General features: G+C 41.7%; 18 protein-coding genes. 9 read left to right on the forward strand and 9 right to left on the reverse strand.

From position 1 onward, the window contains the following. Positions 1–44 precede the first annotated feature (44 nt). The 9 genes from VB620_RS01445 to VB620_RS01485 all read left to right on the forward strand — a co-directional run bounded on the left by VB620_RS01445 (position 45) and on the right by VB620_RS01485 (position 11437). The gene (locus tag VB620_RS01445) at positions 45–1085 is read left to right on the forward strand and encodes a molybdopterin-dependent oxidoreductase (RefSeq protein ID WP_323194388.1); all 1041 of its coding nucleotides are present in this window, start codon (positions 45–47) and stop codon (positions 1083–1085) included. Continuing rightward, positions 1082–2566 (forward strand): adenylate/guanylate cyclase domain-containing protein, encoded by a 1485-nt coding sequence (locus VB620_RS01450; protein ID WP_323194340.1) that lies wholly within the window; start codon positions 1082–1084, stop codon positions 2564–2566. The genes VB620_RS01445 and VB620_RS01450 overlap by 4 nt, the downstream gene beginning before the upstream one ends. Next, the gene (locus tag VB620_RS01455) at positions 2553–3533 is read left to right on the forward strand and encodes an SDR family NAD(P)-dependent oxidoreductase (RefSeq protein WP_323194341.1); all 981 of its coding nucleotides are present in this window, start codon (positions 2553–2555) and stop codon (positions 3531–3533) included. Before VB620_RS01450 ends, VB620_RS01455 begins: the two co-directional genes overlap by 14 nt. Before the next feature lie 304 nt (positions 3534–3837). Then, positions 3838–4662 carry an SDR family NAD(P)-dependent oxidoreductase gene (locus tag VB620_RS01460; protein WP_323194342.1) on the forward strand — a complete coding sequence of 275 codons (825 nt, stop codon included), beginning with the start codon at positions 3838–3840 and terminating at the stop codon, positions 4660–4662. Continuing rightward, on the forward strand, positions 4646–6112 hold the full coding sequence (locus tag VB620_RS01465) for a flavin-containing monooxygenase (protein WP_323194343.1): 1467 nt from the start codon (positions 4646–4648) through the stop codon (positions 6110–6112). Before VB620_RS01460 ends, VB620_RS01465 begins: the two co-directional genes overlap by 17 nt. A 14-nt stretch (positions 6113–6126) precedes the next feature. Continuing rightward, entirely contained in the window at positions 6127–6756 is a 630-nt protein-coding gene (locus VB620_RS01470; protein WP_323194344.1) for an HD domain-containing protein, read from the forward strand. Between the two features lie 89 nt (positions 6757–6845). After that, positions 6846–7487 carry a hypothetical protein gene (locus VB620_RS01475; RefSeq protein ID WP_323194345.1) on the forward strand — a complete coding sequence of 214 codons (642 nt, stop codon included), beginning with the start codon at positions 6846–6848 and terminating at the stop codon, positions 7485–7487. Between the two features lie 10 nt (positions 7488–7497). Next, positions 7498–8304, forward strand: coding sequence for a pentapeptide repeat-containing protein (locus VB620_RS01480; protein WP_323194346.1), 807 nt, complete (start codon positions 7498–7500; stop codon positions 8302–8304). Positions 8305–8686: 382 nt separating this feature from the next. Further along, positions 8687–11437: a tetratricopeptide repeat protein gene (locus tag VB620_RS01485; RefSeq protein ID WP_323194347.1), complete on the forward strand. Its 2751-nt coding sequence runs from the start codon at positions 8687–8689 to the stop codon at positions 11435–11437. A 407-nt stretch (positions 11438–11844) separates the two neighbouring features. Here VB620_RS01485 and VB620_RS01490 read toward each other — a convergent pair whose 3' ends face one another. From VB620_RS01490 to VB620_RS01530, 9 genes are all read right to left on the reverse strand, one after another. After that, positions 11845–12612 (reverse strand): phycobilisome rod-core linker polypeptide, encoded by a 768-nt coding sequence (locus tag VB620_RS01490; protein WP_323194348.1) that lies wholly within the window; start codon positions 12610–12612, stop codon positions 11845–11847. Positions 12613–12819: 207 nt separating this feature from the next. Further along, positions 12820–13560: a phycobilisome rod-core linker polypeptide gene (locus VB620_RS01495; protein WP_323194349.1), complete on the reverse strand. Its 741-nt coding sequence runs from the start codon at positions 13558–13560 to the stop codon at positions 12820–12822. 45 nt (positions 13561–13605) lie between these two features. Continuing rightward, complete coding sequence (locus VB620_RS01500) at positions 13606–14445, reverse strand: phycobilisome rod-core linker polypeptide (RefSeq protein ID WP_323194350.1); 840 nt, start codon at positions 14443–14445, stop codon at positions 13606–13608. A gap of 251 nt (positions 14446–14696) precedes the next feature. Further along, entirely contained in the window at positions 14697–15293 is a 597-nt protein-coding gene (locus VB620_RS01505; protein ID WP_323194351.1) for a HEAT repeat domain-containing protein, read from the reverse strand. Positions 15294–15350: 57 nt separating this feature from the next. Continuing rightward, positions 15351–16181 carry a HEAT repeat domain-containing protein gene (locus VB620_RS01510; RefSeq protein WP_323194352.1) on the reverse strand — a complete coding sequence of 277 codons (831 nt, stop codon included), beginning with the start codon at positions 16179–16181 and terminating at the stop codon, positions 15351–15353. A 10-nt stretch (positions 16182–16191) separates the two neighbouring features. Further along, positions 16192–16434, reverse strand: a complete 243-nt coding sequence (locus VB620_RS01515) for a phycobilisome linker polypeptide (RefSeq protein WP_323194353.1) — start codon at positions 16432–16434, stop codon at positions 16192–16194. A gap of 82 nt (positions 16435–16516) precedes the next feature. Next, the gene (locus VB620_RS01520; RefSeq protein WP_323194354.1) at positions 16517–17377 is read right to left on the reverse strand and encodes a phycobilisome linker polypeptide; all 861 of its coding nucleotides are present in this window, start codon (positions 17375–17377) and stop codon (positions 16517–16519) included. Between the two features lie 201 nt (positions 17378–17578). After that, entirely contained in the window at positions 17579–18070 is a 492-nt protein-coding gene (gene cpcA, locus VB620_RS01525) for a phycocyanin subunit alpha (RefSeq protein WP_323194355.1), read from the reverse strand. Positions 18071–18146: 76 nt separating this feature from the next. Then, on the reverse strand, positions 18147–18668 hold the full coding sequence (locus VB620_RS01530; protein ID WP_323194356.1) for a phycocyanin subunit beta: 522 nt from the start codon (positions 18666–18668) through the stop codon (positions 18147–18149). Positions 18669–18812: the final 144 nt, after the last annotated feature.

An 18812-nucleotide genomic window follows, 5' to 3' on the forward strand; every position in this document is an offset into this window, starting at 1 on the left:
TGTTTCCATCGTAGTTAGCGCCATTGTGTCAACTTTCTCCAGTGATGGTTTTGAACGTGGTTGTATGGAATGTCTGGAAAAACCTGGCTTTAATATCTTTGGGGATAGTTATTGTCGGACTAGGAGGTTGTACAGAAACACCGACAGATGCACAATTGGCAGTATGGCGTAAAGAAGCCAGCGATCGCAATGCTGAAATTTCGGCAAAAAAAGCTCAAAATAACCAGGAGCTACAATGGAATTTAGTTATACAAGGTCAGACAGGAACAGGAAAAACGGAAACATTAAATTGGTCACAGTTGCAAGATCTAGCTACGGTCAATGTTAATACTGTTGATGGCAATAACGTTGTTGATCCTCAAAAATTATTTAAATTTACAGGCATATCCGTAAAATCACTAATAGAAAAGCTTGGTACTGAAAGAGAAATTACGGAAATAACTTTCGTCTGTTATGATGCCTATCAAGTGACTGTTAACATAAAAGATATACTCAAGTACCCCATTATTTTAGCAGTTACAAAGGATGGTAAACCAATTCCCCGTGAGCAAGGTGGACCGATTTATTTAATTTTTCCCTATACTGAGTATCCAAAAATTAGACAAAAGTATGATGAGGGGATGTGGGCATTCTATGTCACTCATGTGATATTTGGGACGGAAACAGCCAAAGTGAATATAGCTAACCGGGAACTTAATATCGCGGATTTAGATAAATTACCCCAAGTTAACCTGACTCAAAAGGTTGGTTACCGGGTCTGGTGGCCGAGTGATGAAGTGAAATTGTCTGGTGTGAGACTACGAGATGTTCTCTCCTCAGCAGGTGTAGATTTAAATACTATCAATTCTGTAGTCGTTCGTGGTAAACCAGCAGTTTACCGGAGAAGTTTTCAACAAATAGAATTAGTAACTGAGGATATACTGAACTGTGATATTCTCTTAGCTACTAGATGGGGTAATGACAGACAAAAAATTACCGCGAGAATGGGGGGTCCCGTCACTTTAGCCTTTGGTGATAATTGTCCCAGCAGAACTAAGAATCAGCGATGGGTAACTTTTGTAGAAGAGTTAATTCCACAACTATGAAAACATTAGCTTTTCGTTCTATTCGCACCCAGATCATGACTTCAACAACCTTGCTGATTCTGGGTTTGATTACTGCTATAGTTACGGTTTGGACAACCACTCAAAGTAATCTCTACCGTCAAGAAAAGTTAAATGATGCTAAGATTACCTCTAAAATTCTGAGTTCTACCTATTCTAACGAATTATCGGAAGAAAATTGGAGTCAAATTCGCATAAACTTACATCTTTTACTCCAAGAAAATAAAGATGTCATCTATGTTTTTGTCTCGGATACCCGTCAAAGTGAGCAAATTATTGCAGGTTCCCCTGAAGAATTTCTAGAGCAATATATTCCTGATATAGTACCTTTAAGTGTGACTAATCATGCCCTAGATGACTCTACCAATATTCAGACTCGTGTATCAGAAACATTTCTGCTGAAAGATGTTTATTTTGGTGAAAATCTCCGCGCTAAACGTGGTGAAAAAGTGATTGAGGTAGCTTCAGATGTTGTGCTATTAAATCAGCAAAAAGTCGGTACTTTACGCATAGGTATTTCCTTAAAAAGAATAGATAATGCTATTAATAATGCAGTTAATCAAGCTTTGATCGTAGGTTTTTTGGGACTGAATGTTGGTTGGTTGTGTGCATATATTTTAGCCCATCGACTGAGTTATCCAGTCAGGCGTTTACAACTGAGTGTTGCTCAAATTGCCAATGGAGATCTACAACATCGTGTAAATATTTATAATCGTGTTGATGAAATTGGGGCATTAGCAAATTCGGTAAATGAAATGTCCTCTGCATTGCAGATATCATTTAGTAAATTGCAAAAAACATTAGAATCATTTGAGAAATTTGTCCCAGATAAATTTGTTTCTGTCATTGCTCCCCAAGGAATAGAAAATATTAAATTAGGGATGGCGGCGACACGGACAATGACAATTTTATTCTGTGATATTCGCAATTATACTTCCATGTCAGAAGCGATGACACCGATGGAAATTTTTGTATTTTTAAATGAGTATTTAGCTTGTATGGGAAAAGTCATAGATAAATCTGGTGGCTTTATTGATAAATATATCGGTGATGCTATTATGGCGCTATTTGATGACCAAGCTACTGATGGCGCAATGAAAGCTGCAATTTTAATGCAAAAGGCTCTTGATCAGTTTAATTATGGGCGATCGCAACAGGGTTTACCACACATTGCTGTGGGTATTGGCATTCATCGTGGTGAAGTCGTCATGGGTACGGTGGGATTTACCTGTCGCATTGATTCTACAGTAGTGGGTGATTCTGTAAATATCGCCTCACGGGTTGAAAATATGACTAAATACTATGAATGTGGAATTTTAGTAACTGATGCAGTAGTTTTGAATTTATCTCAACCAGAATTATTTTCACTAAAATTACTAGATAAATCGGTGAAATTAAGAGGTAAAGATGAAGCGATCGCCATTTATGAACTTGAGGATAAAATAATTAATGACAAATCTTGAAGGAAAAGTAACTTTAGTTACAGGTGCTACACGAGGTATTGGTAAAGGAATCGCTATTGGACTGGGTGAAGCTGGTGCAACTGTGTATATTACCGGACGTACTCTTGATAATTCTGATACTAGTAGTGAAATCTCTGGAAATCTTAAAGATACCCAAACCGCAGTAGAACAGGCCGGTGGAATATGTATTCCCGTTCAAGTAGATCATAGCAATGATGAACAGGTGCGATCGCTGTTTGAACGCATCCAAGATGAGCAAAATGGACAACTAGATTTATTAGTTAATAACGTCTTTTCGGGAGTCCAAGCCTTAAGTAACAGTCAAGGAAAAACCTTTTGGGAATCTGAACCCAGCCTTTGGGATGCTAGTAACAACGTCGGTTTACGTAGCCATTATATTGCCAGTGTTTATGCTGCCAGAATCATGGTCAAACGTCAACAGGGATTAATTTGTACCATCTCCTCATGGGGTGGGATGTCCCAAATTTTTAGCGCAGCCTACGGTGCTGGTAAAGCCGCCTGTGACCGATTAGCGGCTGATATGTCAGTAGAACTCAAGCCCCATAACGTCGCTTCTGTGTCTTTGTGGCCGGGAATCGTGGGTACTGAGCAAATTTCCAGTTTAGCAGATAAAGTCGTAGCAGAAAACACTGTTGACCAACAAAGCTCCGTATTTTCCGCCCGTTATAACTGGGAAACGCCCTTATTTACAGGGAGAGTAATTGCAGCCTTGACTGGTGATACAAACATCATGCGCCGCACCGGGAAAGTGCAGATAGTCGCCGAACTAGCCCAAAAATATGGAATTGTAGAGGAAACAGGCGATCGCCCCGCGTCCTTACGTTCCCTCAAGTTTCTCATCCCAGCCGCCCTACCCGCACTCAGAAAATACTCATCCCTGATCCCAGATATCAAAGTCCCGTGGTCACTGCTGCTATTAACAACACTTAAATCACCCCAAATTTAAAATAAAAAAAATACATCCACAAGCTCCCCGGACCCCTGATTCAATTACTCCCCATGCTCTTTACTTTATTTTTCTAGATACGCCAAGATACTACAAAAACAATATTAAGATTTAACCAAAATTGATGTTATATGACAGTATTATGAAATCAATTAATTCGTTGCTAGAGTTGACCGCTATGTTAATAAATTTTCCTAAAACCCTACATTGATGTTTTTTCCACTGAGTTACCCGGTCTTCTGAATCAATAAAAATCCCTGAAACAAAGTACCAGCATTAAAATTGATAATTTGGAATAAAAAATATGACCCAGCTAGATAAAGCAGTTGTGTTGATTACTGGTGCATCTGGTGGGTTTGGACAAGAACTAACCCGACAGTTATTAGAAGCAGGTAGCCGACTAATTTTAACAGATTTAGATGAAACAGTTCTGCGTGAACGAGTGCAAGCAATTCAAAACCAAGTCTCTACAGGTGATGTACTGGCTTGCTTCGCTGTTGATATTTCTACCAGAGAAGGTTGTGAAATTCTTTATAATCAAGTTAAAGCACTGAATATCCCCATTGATATTTTGATTAACAATGCCGGGATTTCAGTTTTTGCTTTCATGGACACAATTCCCCATGAGAAATGGGAACTGCTCATGCAAATCAACCTTCTAGCACCGATACGCTTAACTACTTTATTTTTGAATGATATGATTGCCCGAAAACAGGGTCATATCGTTAATATTTCATCCTTAGCAGGTTGGTGGGCATCACCGGGATTAACTCATTACGCAACGACAAAATTTGGTTTGCGTGGATTTAGTGAAGGATTATTTCATGAAGTCCAAGATTACAATGTGAAAGTCAGTGCCGTTTATCCATTTTTTAGCCGTACCCCAATTCTCGAATGTGACAAATTTGGCAGTTTACAGAAAGTTAATAATGATTTTTTATACAAAGTGGCAACTGAGCCAGCCCAGGTAATACGTGCCACAATTAGAGGAATACAACGTAATAAACTCCATATTTTTCCTGATGCGATCGCTAGATATTCCCATCTTCTCAAACGCTATTTTCCGCAAATAACCAATTTAATTAATCATATATTCGTTACCAGATTGAAAAATGGTTCAGGTGAGTAACTCTACTAACATTCAGAATATAGTCCCTACCACGGAAAAACATCTGATTATCGGCGCGGGATTTGTCGGTTTGGGTATGGCCGAAGCCCTCAAAACTGCTGATATCCCCTACGATCAGGTTGATGCTAGTGATGATATCGGCGGCAATTGGTATCACGGCGTTTACGAAACTGCACACATTATTTCGTCACGCAAGATTACCCAATTTACTCATTTCCCCATGCCGGATGATTATCCCGACTTTCCCAGCGCCCAGAATATGCTGGATTATTTAAACTCTTTTGCTGATCATTTTGATTTGCGTGGGCAGATTGAACTGAATCGGACTATTAGTGATGTGCGACCAGTGGAAAATAATCTTTGGCAAGTCACCTTTGCTGATGGGGAACAGCGTATTTATAAAGGTGTGGTGATGTGCAATGGACATCATTGGCGCAAACGTTTTCCCGAATTTCAGGGAGAATTTAACGGTGAGATTATCCATTCTAAAGATTACAAGCATCCAGACCAACTGCGTGGAAAGCGAGTTTTGGTCATTGGCGGTGGTAACTCAGCCTGTGATTTAGCCGCAGAAGCAGCCCGTGTGGGTGCTAAGTCTGTTTTGAGTATGCGCGAATCAGTGTGGTTTATTCCGAAAACATTTGCTGGTATGCCAGTGGCGGATTTCCCTGGGTGGCGAACGCCAAAATGGTTGACTAAATTATCCATTTTTAAGACTTCTAGCAACCGTAAATTTACTGGATTTTCAATTCCTGGTTTACCGAAATTGGGAACTCCACAATGGTTAACACGCCTCGCAGTTCATACCATCATCCGTCTGAGTTTTGGTAGTCACGAAGATTACGGTTTGTCCCAACCTCAGCATCGGATTTTCGAGAAACACCCCACTATTAACAGCGAAGTACCTTACTACCTCAAGCATGGCAGAATTACTCCCAAACCAGCTGTACGTCGCCTTGATGGTTGGGAAGTTGAATTTGTCGATGGTAGTCGAGAGACACTTGACCTAATTGTTTGTGGAACTGGTTACTATGTGGCGTATCCATTTTTACCTCCAGAATTGCAACGTGTGAAAGGTTCAGTAGTTCAATGTTATGCAGACTCCTTTCTCGATGATTACAAAGGACTGTACTACATCGGTTGGTCGCAAATCAGAGGTGGGGTTGGCTCGGTAATTTCTGCTTACGGCACAATTTTCTCTCGATATCTCAAACTTCAAGACGAAATTAATGTCCCTCTGGGTTTAGTTTTCAAAGAAATGGGACACAAACCAGAAAAGACACATCTTGTTAACCCCCAGAAATTTTTTGACCAATCAAAAATGACTGATGGCGCATTTAATCGCTTAGTAAAAAAAGCACATCAGATTGATGCCCAACATCCTGACTTTAGCAACCAGCCACTACCACCCTGGGAAAATCATCAGCCAGTTCAAGAATTAGTGCGTTAAAGGTGGGAATGTAATTGTTTTGTTATTGGCAGCAGACACTACAAAGCTTTGGAGTTGACCAAATAACAGCAGAGCTAACCTTTGCTCACTTGGTTACAGCTTACTCTACTGGCGATCGCCACTACCACACACTCAAACACATTAATCATGTCCTCGGCACAATTGATACTTTACAAGCCTACGCTCAAGACCTCCCTGCCGTGCAACTAGCAGCATGGTTTCATGATGTAGTTTATAATACTCAAGCTCAAGATAACGAAGAAAAAAGCGCCCACTATGCGGATAAAGTACTGAGTAACTTGGGCATTCCCACAAATACTATAGCTACCGTCAACCGTCTCATTCTCAACACCAAACAGCACCAAGCCGCTACAGAAGACTATGATAGCCAAGTCTTACTCGATGCAGATTTAGCAATTTTGGCTACTCAACCCATCCAATACCAGAAATACGCCCATGCCATTCGCCAAGAATATGCATGGTTATCAGAATTGGAATATATTACAGGTCGAAAAAAAGTTTTAGAGCATTTTTTGCAGCAGCAGAGCATCTATCATACGCCCTTGATGTGCAATATTGCAGAACAATCTGCTCGCTTCAATCTCCAAGCAGAAATTCAAACACTTAACCTCAGTCATGGGTAATAAAACAGTACCTAGCCTTATGGTAATTTAAGGTTACACTCACACATTACAACAAACTACTTTTATCCTCATGACTGGAGAGCATCACCTTGGGAATAGAATTACGCAGTTTTGTATTTCTCGACAACCTGCAACCTCAACACGCAGCCTATATGGGAACAGTAGCCCAAGGTTTCCTACCATTACCGGGAGATACATCACTGTGGGTTGAAATCTCTCCTGGTATTGAAATTAATCGAATTACAGATGTAGCCCTGAAATCCGCCTCTGTGCGCCCAGGAGTACAAGTAGTAGAACGACTATATGGATTATTAGAAATTCATTCTAGCTCTCAAGGAGAAACACGGGCTGCTGGTCAAGCTATTTTGGCAGCACTAGGAGTTACAAAAGACGAAGGTCTGAAACCGCGTGTAGTTTCTAACCAGATTATCCGCAACATTGACGCTTACCAAACCCAACTAATTAATCGCACACGCCGAGGACAGCTACTCCTAGCCGGACAAACCTTATATGTATTAGAAGTTCAGCCGGCGGCTTATGCTGCACTAGCTGCCAATGAAGCCGAGAAAGCCGCAGCAATTAACATCCTGGAAGTCCAAGCCGTCGGCAGTTTTGGTCGATTATATTTAGGTGGAGCCGAACAGGATATCCTCGCAGGTGCAGCCGGAGCATTAGCCGCCATTGAAAACGTCGCAGGTCGGATAAATTCCCAGGGTGGGGGAAACGAATAAAGGAGAAAACATGGCAAATCGAGAGCATCTGGCTTTACTTACAGCAGGTGCAGTCCAATGGATAGAGTGGAGACAGCAAAATCCCCAAATGAAACTAGATATCAGCACCGCCAACCTCAAAGGAAAAAATCTCAGAGGTGCAAACCTCCAAGGAGTCAACTTAAACAAAGTTGATTTAAGTCATGCTTTACTAGTGCGAGCCAACCTCAGTCACGCTGACCTGAGTGCCGCAAACCTCCACCAAGCCAAGCTCATAGAAGCTAACTTGAGCGCCGCTAACTTGAGTGTAGCTAATTTAAATGGTGCTACATTGACCCAAGCAGATTTGAGTTACGCCCATCTCATTGGCGCTGACTTGAGTGGAGCAAATCTTCAAGGCGCGATTATAGTTGAAGCGAACCTGATTGGAACTGACTTGAGAGACGCTAACTTGAGAGATGCTGATTTAGGTGCAGCGAAGTTAATCAGAGCTAACCTGAGTTTTGCCAGTTTAATTGAAGCTAACTTAATTGGTGCTGACTTAAGTGAAGCCAATTTATACGAAGCGCAATTAAACGGAACTTATCTTTATAAAGCTGATTTTGACAAAGCCAATTTGCACCAAGCTCACCTCAGTGAAGCATATTTATTCCGAGCTAACTTCACAGAAGCTAACTTGAGTGGTGCTAACTTAACTTGGGCTAATCTCACAGGAGCAAACTTGGCTGGGGCTAATCTCCAAGGAGCTAATTTAAGAGGTGCTAAACTCCAAGGTGCTAACCTCACTGGTGCTAATCTTCAAGATACAATCATGCCTGATTTAGCTAAATGTGATTAGGATTAAATTTACAATAATCTAACCTACCTGAGCGTCTAGATTTCTGTATTTTGTAGTAATAAAGCCAGCCCTCTATTAATTGCGTCACTCTCACGCTAATTAGGTGGATGGGAAAATTTACAAGTATGTAATTGCGAGTGGAACTTACCACTAAAGTGAAGGCTCCGCTTTAAGTGTATCTATACCGTGGGCTTTACGCAGAGCGTGGCGTTAGCTATAGTAAAATCAAGCAATATCAAGGGTTTTGAATAATTCACATTTGGTTAAATAGTGCGGTTTATTCGTCCCTACCTACTTAGAAACTGCTCTTGAGCTTGAAATTCTGAGTTAGAATAATAACTTGTAACATCTTAGAATATTCAACGAAAATTGTTATTTTTAAATGAATAATTCCATATTATATATCTCTCGCAAGGCAGCCCAGGACTTTCTAGATAAATTTGAGAAAGCACTGTTGTCTCCAAATTCTAGTCCACTCTTGTTTCAGATTTATGGGATTGGGGGAGTTGGCAAAACTACCCTGACTAAAAAACTTGAAGAAGCGCATAATTCCAAGGCTGATTTTGCAAAAGTATCATTTGGTCTTACACCAGGTATAGAAACGCCACTAAAGCTGATGGAAAAGCTTTATGAGCTATTGCCAAAATCCACCAGCCTATTCCGAAAGGATGTTTTAGATATACGGAAATCTGATTTTATGCCAAAATCTGACCCGTTTACATCGCTTTATGAGCAGTATGAGCAGACTATTAGAAAACTGAACAATCAACCTGTTGAAGGAGCAAAAGTTGAGGCGGAGCAGCAAAACACAGTCAAGGACTGGTGTGAACTGGGAACAATTACAGCGTTGGCAGCAGGTACAAGCCTTGTAGACCCAGGAACAGCAGCGAGTATAGCCCTTGAAGGCATACCAAAAGCTATGGGAATGTTATCAGATGCTTCACAGTCTGTTAAGTCAACAAAAGACAAAATGCAGAAACTGCTGGAACAGCATCCAGCAACGAAGGAGGACAGAGAACTTCAGGAGCTAGTGCTAGAACCGATACCAAAATTAACTCAAGCATTTGCTCAAGGTTTGATTCAAAAAACCCAAGGGCAAAAACGTTCTATTGTATTGGTTCTTGATACCTACGAAAAAGTACCGACAGATATTGATACTTGGTTATGGCAATATTTGTTAGAAGATACGCCTCTAAAATCTTATGGTGTCCGCATTATGGTAGCAGGACGACGTTCTTTACTAGAAAAAGAAAGTTGGAGGAAGTTACAACAAGATCGTCAAAATTTAATCTATGAACAGCGTTTAGATGAATTTGATAGAAAGCAGACGGAAGAATATCTCAAGCAAATTGGCATTACCAAATCTGGGGATATCCAAAAAATCTATAAAGTAACTAAGGGTTTACCCTATTATCTTGATTGGATTAAAAACCAAAAAGAAAAAAAGATAGAGATTGATTTTTCTCGTGGAAATCAAGCAATTGTTGAATTATTACTACAAGGTCTGAATACAAAGCAAAAACAAATAGTGCAACTGGCAGCTTGTTGTCGTTGGTTTGATCGTCCTTTAATTCAATACTTGATGCAAAGGGAAAGGATAAACTTTGAAACTGGTGCTAGTAATAATCTGAATTGTTTTGATTGGTTAAACCAATGTGATTTTGTCGAATTTGTTGAAGGTTGCTATCGCCTGGATGATGTGGCGCGAGATGTATTTCGGATGTCTCTTTATCACGAAGGGAGAAGTCAATTTCGTGAAACTCATGAACTACTAGCCAAATATTTTGAGCAACTAGCAAACAAAGAAGTTTCTCCAGATAGTTCTCCTCCAGCAAAATATGAGAATGCTGATTGGCGTGAATACACGGCTGAATCTCTTTATCATGCTCTATTTGCAAACAGAGATGAAGGTCAACGCCAATTTATTTCTCATTTGTTTGCTTCTCGCTATCTTAATCAACTGGAAGTTGTGATCATTCCTTTTGCTGCAATTACCGCAGAAGCATCGGTTGAGAATTATCAACTTTTGCCCGACCAGACTGGGAAATTGTTAAAAAAAATCACATTTGGCTTTGTCTTTGGTTGGTTCATGTTGTCAAAAGACCCAGCTAAATATGAAATTAACTACGAAAATGGAACTGGACCCTCTAAAAATAAGATAGAAGCAGCCATCAAACTATGTTTTGATCAAGTTGATTTTTTGGAAGATGGTTTGGGTAAATATGCATGGCTTTTATACAAAAGCCTACGCAGTCGCCCAAATCAGCGAGTACATTTGCTCGAACAGGCGAAAACGCAAGCTGAAATAATTGCCTCTGATAGTTATCCTGAATTCAGCAGCAATCTATTTTTTAATTTGGGTAATCTGCTAATAAATTTACAACAATATGAAGAGGCACTCTATAGTTTCGATAAAGCCTTGACTTTTAAAGATGACGACCCCGAAATTTGGAATAATCGGGGTGTAGCATTGGGACTGTTAGAACGAGATAAAGAGGCACTCCATAGTTTCGATAAAGCCTTGGCTATTACAGATGATGACCCTGAACTTTGGAAGAATCGAGGTTTAGCATTGCGCAGTTTAGAGCGACATGAAGAGGCACTCAATAGTTTCGATAAAGCCTTGGCTATTAAAGATGATGACCCCGACATTTGGTATTACCGAGGTTCGCTGCTGAGAATGTTACATCGTTATAAAGATGCCGTAATTAGTATTGATAAAGCTTTAAAGTACAAAGTTAACGAATTCGAGTTTTTAAGTGTCAAAGGTTTAATTCTCAGTTTGTTAGGCAATTATAACGAAGCATTAACTAACCTCAAAGAAGCTTTGAAACTTGAACCGAAGAATCCCTTATTGTGGGCGAATAATGGGATTATATTAGCTCGTGCAGGACGCTATAAAGAAGCTCTGGAGAATTGCGACAAAGCTTTAGAATTAAATCCTCAAAATGAAAGTGGTTATTATGGTAAAGCTTGTTTTTATGCCTTACAAGATGAAGTTGATTTAGCCCTTGCAAATCTGCAACAAGCAATTAATATCAATGCTTCCCAATGTCGGCCAGAAGCGAAATATAACCCTGATTTTGACAGCATTCGCAATGATGAACGGTTTCAAAAATTGCTATTAGGGTAAATTGGAACGCCTAACCAAATTACTTCACGTCTTAGATAATTATCAATATTCATGGTGGGTTATGCTGTCGCTTTACCGCATCTATGCTCCTTGGGCTATACCCACCCTACTGGCGTGACACAGCTAATTTTGTGCATAAGCATAAATATTGTGGGGTGGGCTTCTAGCCCGCCCAAAACAGGCATCTTGCCTATTCCACAAGAAAAACATAATGTACTATTTTAAGCTTGTCACACCACTAAAAATTTATAGAAAGCCAAAATTATATTATTAATCGTATTAAAAGCTACTGGGTCTAGTTTCCACTTAACGCAACGCCTAGCTAACAGAAAAACTGCCAAACCCTTCGTCACATTAATGCAAAAATTAGACCCAGTATAAAAATTTAGACAGTCAGATTTTTAATCTTAGCGTCTGTTACCACCACGGTAAGGAACTGCATTTAGATAATCAATATCAAATGCGGAGAGCTTTTGGGCGTAGTTACCTTTACCACTAACGGATTCTGCCATATCCGCATATTTGCGGGGGTCGCCTTCTGGAAGGCGTTTTTCTTGGAACTTGCGGGTGTAGAACTTCTCCAAAGTGAAGCGCCAATCGGTTTCGACTGTACCCACTTTTTCGCGGAAGTCTTCGCCGTAACGAGGTGTTACCAAGTTGTGAGGACGACCTTCCATGCGTTTGCGCTGGTAGGGTACGATATTATCGCCAAAACTATTGGTGTACTCTTCGCTATCTACCAAAGCATCAACAAAGCCACCAAAACCTTTGGTAGCAATGACAATTGACCAAGCAATTTGTTCTTCTTTGTTGTAAGACGCACGGCCTAATAGACGTTTGAGAGTGATGTCTACCAAACGGTAGTTGTTGTTGGATGAGACAACCAAACGATAGAAGGCTTCAGACTTGGCTAAACCTCGGATGAAGTCACGCACAGATAACGAGCCAGTTTTCAGTTGAGATTCCAGCGCTGTTTGGCGGTTGAATTTGAGAATTTCATGTTCGCTAAAAACTTGGCGATAGGCTGCCCAAATGATGTTCTGGATATCAGTGTAAGAACTGACATCTTCAATGCGGTAGATATATGGTGTATCTTCATTCAGGTCAGCCACACCAAAGCTGGTGACTCGGTGATTCTGACTGCTTGGTTTGTATTGAAGTAATGGCAGAGACATACTGCTTTTTTCCTCTAATAGGATAGTTAAACAAAAGAACTAGCTGGGAAAATTGAAGGAGGTTTGAATTCTCAAGCACTCACTCTTCCTCTATTTATTCTCCCCCATTATGTTAATAGCTAGAGGTAATTCCCCAGCAATTTACTATTAACAAGAAACTTATTCCGGGGCTGAATATTAGTAATATATCTGACAAGCAGCTATTTACTACAAAGGGAAATTAGCACTGGAATTGATGGAAACGGGAATACCTTCGGGGTTGGTATCCCTGGCCATGTCAGGAATTTCAATGCTGGCTAGGTTTACTGGTGTAAATGTGAGTGTTTTGATTGTGATGGAATCGGCTAATTCCATGAAGTTCTTGATGTCTCCGGCTTTATAGCGTGCATCTTCTAACTTGTCGCGCCAGTAGTTACTGTAGCGGGGTGTGACTAAATTAAAGGGTCTATCTTTGTAGCGTCGCCGTTGGTAGGGAACTATATTTTCACCAAAGTTGCTTTGATACTCTTGAGAGTCTATTAAGGTATCGACAAAACCATCCCAACCGAGGGTTGCTATTTTTATTGACCAAGCAATCTCTTCTTCTTTGTTGTAGGATGCACGACCTAAAAGCCGTTTGAGGGCAATTTCTACAAGACGATAGTTAGAGTTGGTCTGTACTACCAAGTTGCGAAAGGTTTCGGATTTAGCCAAACCCCGGATAAAGTCACGCACGGTAATGGCTCTATTCTTTACCTGAGATTCTAGGTTTGTTTGACGATAGAATTTGAGGATTTCATGTTCGCTAAAAACTTGGCGATAGGCTGCCCAAATTAATTCTTGGACTTCACTATCAAAGGCACAGTCTTCGATGCGGTAAATCCTGGGGGTATCTTCGTTAGGAACTTCGTAACCAGCGACGCGCTGATTTTGAGAACTAGGCTTGTATTCTAGTAAAGGAATTGTCATTTCAGTTGCTAGTGTTCGGTTTTTATTATGAGTTTTTGTGATCCCTTAATTGGTGGGATTTGCAGGGATGTAACGGTAAGGTAGGGCAACGGCTACAGGTTTGATGGTTGGTTGCGGTGTACCAATTTCGCGGGAGTTGTCGGGAATCTGGATATCTTTGATTTGGGAGGTGACTGTAGCTACAATTCGTTGATAGTTACGTTCGGTGGGGAGAATTTCTCCAGCCATACTCATAAAGTTGGCAGGAATTACGCGACGGATTTCTTCTTTACTAGCAACGCCTGTGGTGCGGGCGCTATAGAAGGAACGACCACCGATGGATTCCAACATCATGCGATCGCGCCAGTATGAACTGTAGCGGGGGTTGACTAAGTTAAACGGTCTGTCTTTGTACCGACGGCGTTGGAAAGGTACGATGTCATCGCCAAAGTTTTCACGATATTCTTCACTATCTAATAAGGTGTCGATGAAACCGTGTAATCCTTTAGTACCAATGACAATAGACCAGGTAATTTCTTCGTCTTTGTTATAGGCGGCGCGTCCTAAAAACCGCTTTAAGGTAATGTCAACTAAACGGTAGTTGGTGTTTATATCTGCTACTTGTGTCCGGTAAACTTCCGATTTACCCAAGCCTCGGATAAAATCACGGACATTAATGGCTCGATTTCGTAGTTGCGATTCGAGAAATTTTTGGCGATTGCTAGCGATGATTAAGTGTTCGCTAAAGATTTGCCGATATGCTGCCCAAATAATCGCATCGATATCTGTATCTGATGTAGCATCTGCTAACCGATACATGATTGGTGTGTCTTCGTTGGGTACTTCGTAGCCTTCTACACGCTGGTTTTGCGTGGTGAATGGATAATTCAGCAATGGTATTGACATATTTACTTTTTCCTTGTTTTATGGTATGTGGGGGATAAATAAGTTATCAAAAAAATTATTAGTCACCCACTTTAGACAGTGGCTTACTTGAGGAGGGTGTGAAATCCTCAATTCCAGCTTTGATAACTGTCTACTAATTTTAGGGAAGAGCAACACATAAATTATCTGCTCTGGTAGGATGGAAAACCTCGCCGTACTAGATGATTTCCAGGTTTCTATCTGTAGAAGCAATTCTATGTTCTGAGTAGTCCTTAGATGGCTAGCTGTACCCGAGCGCGAATTGCTTTTTCTTGATCAGTGGCTAGCATTTGCTGGAGTCTATTCTGTACAATCTGCTGCAATTCGGGTATTTGAGCCAAGGCTTGTAAACCCACAACAGCAGCATAACGGATTGACCATTCTGAGTCTTGGGAAATTGATAACAGGGTTTCCAAGGCTTTTTTGAGCGTTGTCTCTCTGTGGGGAGAGTTAAGTTTATGCCAGTGTAAATTTCCCAATCCCTTGGCAGCAGCACGGCGGACACTGGGAGCAAAGTCTGTGGCTGCGGCTGTAATTAAAACATCTACGGCACGGGGATCGGCGATCGCGGCTAATGTCCGAATCGAATAAGCCCGTGCGCCATAGTTATAATCGTCTATTTGGGATAGCAATTGTGGTACTGCTATTTCTCCCATTTCTGTCAATGCAGCCACGGCTACTGTTGCTGCTGCTGGGTTATTATACCCAAACACCGCGATTAAGGTGGGAATGGCGGCGACATCTGGGGCTGCTGCCAAGTTTTTTACCGCGACCACCATTTTTTCTGGTGTATCCGCCAGGGTGACGGCATGGATTAGTTGATCAGTCATTAGTCAACGGTGGATAATTAGTCATTGCTTCATAATCATTTAACTCATGACTAATAACTACAAAAGTGCATCCATTAAGTTCATCACCTGGATGGCATGATCAGAAACAGATAAGGCATCTAACTCTGGGGTGAGTTGATGCTCTAGTAATCCTTTGAGGGCCATGAGTTTGAAGCTATTTTCTACTTTGGCGATTGCGATCGCCTCTGCTGCTGCCATGTAACCAATTGCACCCAAATCTGCTAAAACCAGGCGGCGCAGTTTCAGATCGTCGCTAGACAACATTTTTACTAACCTATCCCCATAACTAGGGTCTTGTGTTAGTTGATACATTGCTCTCGACGCGGCACACTGCACCCCTGGGACTTCATGCCCTAAAAACGGTGAAATTAAAGAAATAGCCTCAGTTGCACCAATCGCTCCCAAGGCTTCTATTACCGCTTCATAGGGCTGAGTGAGATGGGGGCGACCAGATACTTGAACCGCCTGGGCGATACCTCCATCTAGCATTTTCATTAATGCTGGTGCGGCAGTTTTGTCACCTAACTTTTGTAGGGATTGGGCTGCGGCTTCACGTACATAGAAGTCAGCGCATTCCAAGCAATTAATTAATCCTGGTACAGCATTAAAATCACCTAATTTACCCAATGCTCTGGCTGCGTTACGCCGCAGTGGATAACCTCCCATTTCTGTTCTGTCATCCTCATCTTCTAACGCTGCAATTAAGGCATTAACGACTTCTGGGCGGCTAACTCGGAATTTACCTAGCCACCAAGCTGCGTAATAGCGCAGACTTAAGTCTGATGATTGCAGGTTGGCGAGTGCTAACTCTGGTGTTAACTGGGGCGTGTTTTCTGCTGAGTATTCTTCTCCACTGGGTGCTTTCATTACCAGGATATTAGTTCTCTTCCGCGCTCAATGGCGAAATATTGATGATTTTGCCACCTAGTCGGTTAATCCGTTGCATTTCTTCGTTCATCCGACTGTATGGTACGGTGATAAACACGCTACCACTGCGACGGATATCGAATTGATTTTTGTCAGTTTCTGCGTTTTGGCGCAATCCGACGACTTCATAACGAAAGACTCGGCTTGCAGATGAAGAAACGCTACCAGCCCCAAGTGTGGTTTGACCGAACATTACTTCTATATCTCCTGTATTGTGAAGGCAGCACTGTGTTAGAGGAAACCCCCATCAGCTACTGCCGTTTAGTAACCTGCCCTTAAGCTGAGGTTATGCTGACAATTTTGCCACCTTGTCGATGAATTTGCTGGATCTTGTCAGAAAGTCGCTCGTAAGGTACGATAATTGCTGTGCTGCTCCTTCTCACACTAGGATAGCCAGAACCACGGATTGCTGTTACTTCAATGCGATACACGCGATCGCCTACACCAACAGCATTACCTAAATTCTTCTTGGGAGCTACATCTGCGGAAGCACGGAAATTCCAGTTATCGTTGCTTCCCGATGGTCCCACGATTGTGGAAGACTTATTACTAGCTAAATCCTCTGCCAAACGAGACTTAGTACCTTCTACTTGAGCGCGATCGCTATTGGCATAACCCCGGTACAATCGGAATAGACGGGTAAACCCAACTGTTTTTTGCCCTGATTGAGTCTCGAAACCACGATAATACGGCACAATATGATCACCGAAATTATTTTGGTATTCCTGAGAGTCAATATAGGAATCAATTTCCGCGTCGTACCCTTTGTTCTCGTACAAATCCAAGTGGTACACAACTTCAGATTCATCGTAGGGAGCGCGTCCCAAAAGATGTTTGTAGTTGAGTTCAATTAACCTAGTTTGGAAACTGGAATAGAAGAACTTGGTTTTGTAGAGTTCTGATTTTGCTAGGCTCCGGACAAACTCCCGCACTGTCAGATTACCATCCCGCAGGAGTGATTCAGCGCTTACGAGACGTTCAGATGCCATTAAATAGTCATTACCCAACACTTGCCGATAAACGGCGCGGATTACAACCTGTACTTCATCTCTGCTGGCGTTGGGGCGCAGTTCAACTCGAGGTGCATCGCTAAAAGGCTCTGTTCCTAGCCTAGATGCTGCTGCTGTAATTGCCATTGTGCTTCACCTATTTATTTGCATTTCGGCTATTTGTACCGACTGCTGACTTTACTAAATCTGTTATTTTTTATTTCTCTGCTCAACAAAAGTTAGCCCGGAGCGAGATCCAACTGCTAGGTGAGCTACATCGGTCTTTTGGTTTCCCAAAGGAGCGAGTCTCCATCCAGCACTTGCACCCCTCTCCGGGCAAGGTACTATCTAGCTAAGAGCGTTGATAGCGTAGTCAAAGTAGGTGTTAGCTTCGTTAGCAGCTTGTCCGCTCAAACCATGATTAGCTTTCATGTATTTGATAGCTTCAACGTACCAGCTAGGAGACAAATCAAAGGAGTTGTTGATTTCAGCCAAACCAGCAATCAAAAACTCATCCAAAGGACCAGTACCACCAGCAACTAAGCTGTAGGTAACAATGCGTAGGTAGTGACCGACATCACGAGCGCATTTGGACTTACCACGGCTATCAGCAGCATACTGAGGTCCTGGTGTTTGGGTGGTGTAGGGGAATTTTTGGTACACAGCTTGGGTTGCACCATCAATCAATTTTTGAGCGTTGGAAGTTAAGGCACGAGCAGCTTCCATGCTAGCGATCGCACGGACGTAACGACCGTTAACAGCTTGCAATTCGGTGTTTCCTAAGAAACGTCCTTGGGTATCAGCAGAAGCAATAGCTTCGGTAATTGGTGTTTTAACCATGTTCTAAAATCTCCTTGGTATTTCGTAAATTTTTGGTCTGATTACCTAAATTCTTAGGTGCTGGACTTTGTTAATATTAAGCAACAGCAGCAGCAGCACGATCAAAGTAGCTAGCTACTTCAGACATCAATTGGCTGCAATCGCCTTTGGTGATGCCGTTAGAATCGTTAGCAATGCCAACAGCAGCGTCTTTCATTTTTTGAACGCCTACAGCTACAGAAGATCCAGGAGTTCCTAGCGCTTGGTAGGTTTCGCGCAAGCCGTTCAAGCAGCGATCATCTAGAACACTGGCATCACCAGCCAAGATAGCGTAGGTAACGTAACGCAAGATGATTTCCATGTCGCGCAAACAAGCAGCCATACGACGGTTGGTGTAAGCATTACCACCAGGAGCAATCAATTGGGGTTGCTCTTCAAACAAAGAACGAGCAGCGTTGGTGACAATAGCTGATTGGTTGCTGGTGATGCGGTTAACAACGTCCAAACGCTTGTTACCTTCTTTGACAACGTTGGTTAAAGCGTCTAGTTGCTCGTTGCTCAAAAACTCGCCTCTGGAGTCGGCTTGAGAAACTACCTTGGTAAATACGTCTAATGTCATGGACTTTAATCTCCTAATTTGTGAGATGTCTAGATTAAAACTGGCAATGTTTTCTGAACTTCGCCTGACTTATAAATCATGCGATTCCTATTTCCAGGAGTCTTGCCTGAATTGTTTCAGGTCTTATAGATTCTCAATAGGCGT

This window comes from Nodularia harveyana UHCC-0300 (assembly GCF_034931085.1).
GTDB classification, from domain to species: domain Bacteria; phylum Cyanobacteriota; class Cyanobacteriia; order Cyanobacteriales; family Nostocaceae; genus Nodularia; species Nodularia harveyana.

Bases quoted from the DNA above. Each gene is read 5' to 3' on its own strand.
- VB620_RS01445 (WP_323194388.1), top strand. From the start codon at position 45: ATGGTTTTGAACGTGGTTGTATGGAATGTCTGGAAAAACCTGGCTTTA.
- VB620_RS01450 (WP_323194340.1), top strand. From the start codon at position 1,082: ATGAAAACATTAGCTTTTCGTTCTATTCGCACCCAGATCATGACTTCA.
- VB620_RS01455 (WP_323194341.1), top strand. From the start codon at position 2,553: ATGACAAATCTTGAAGGAAAAGTAACTTTAGTTACAGGTGCTACACGA.
- VB620_RS01460 (WP_323194342.1), top strand. From the start codon at position 3,838: ATGACCCAGCTAGATAAAGCAGTTGTGTTGATTACTGGTGCATCTGGT.
- VB620_RS01465 (WP_323194343.1), top strand. From the start codon at position 4,646: ATGGTTCAGGTGAGTAACTCTACTAACATTCAGAATATAGTCCCTACC.
- VB620_RS01480 (WP_323194346.1), top strand. From the start codon at position 7,498: ATGGCAAATCGAGAGCATCTGGCTTTACTTACAGCAGGTGCAGTCCAA.
- VB620_RS01485 (WP_323194347.1), top strand. From the start codon at position 8,687: ATGAATAATTCCATATTATATATCTCTCGCAAGGCAGCCCAGGACTTT.
- VB620_RS01490 (WP_323194348.1), bottom strand. From the start codon at position 12,612: ATGTCTCTGCCATTACTTCAATACAAACCAAGCAGTCAGAATCACCGA.
- VB620_RS01495 (WP_323194349.1), bottom strand. From the start codon at position 13,560: ATGACAATTCCTTTACTAGAATACAAGCCTAGTTCTCAAAATCAGCGC.
- VB620_RS01500 (WP_323194350.1), bottom strand. From the start codon at position 14,445: ATGTCAATACCATTGCTGAATTATCCATTCACCACGCAAAACCAGCGT.
- VB620_RS01505 (WP_323194351.1), bottom strand. From the start codon at position 15,293: ATGACTGATCAACTAATCCATGCCGTCACCCTGGCGGATACACCAGAA.
- VB620_RS01510 (WP_323194352.1), bottom strand. From the start codon at position 16,181: ATGAAAGCACCCAGTGGAGAAGAATACTCAGCAGAAAACACGCCCCAG.
- VB620_RS01515 (WP_323194353.1), bottom strand. From the start codon at position 16,434: ATGTTCGGTCAAACCACACTTGGGGCTGGTAGCGTTTCTTCATCTGCA.
- VB620_RS01520 (WP_323194354.1), bottom strand. From the start codon at position 17,377: ATGGCAATTACAGCAGCAGCATCTAGGCTAGGAACAGAGCCTTTTAGC.
- cpcA (WP_323194355.1), bottom strand. From the start codon at position 18,070: ATGGTTAAAACACCAATTACCGAAGCTATTGCTTCTGCTGATACCCAA.
- VB620_RS01530 (WP_323194356.1), bottom strand. From the start codon at position 18,668: ATGACATTAGACGTATTTACCAAGGTAGTTTCTCAAGCCGACTCCAGA.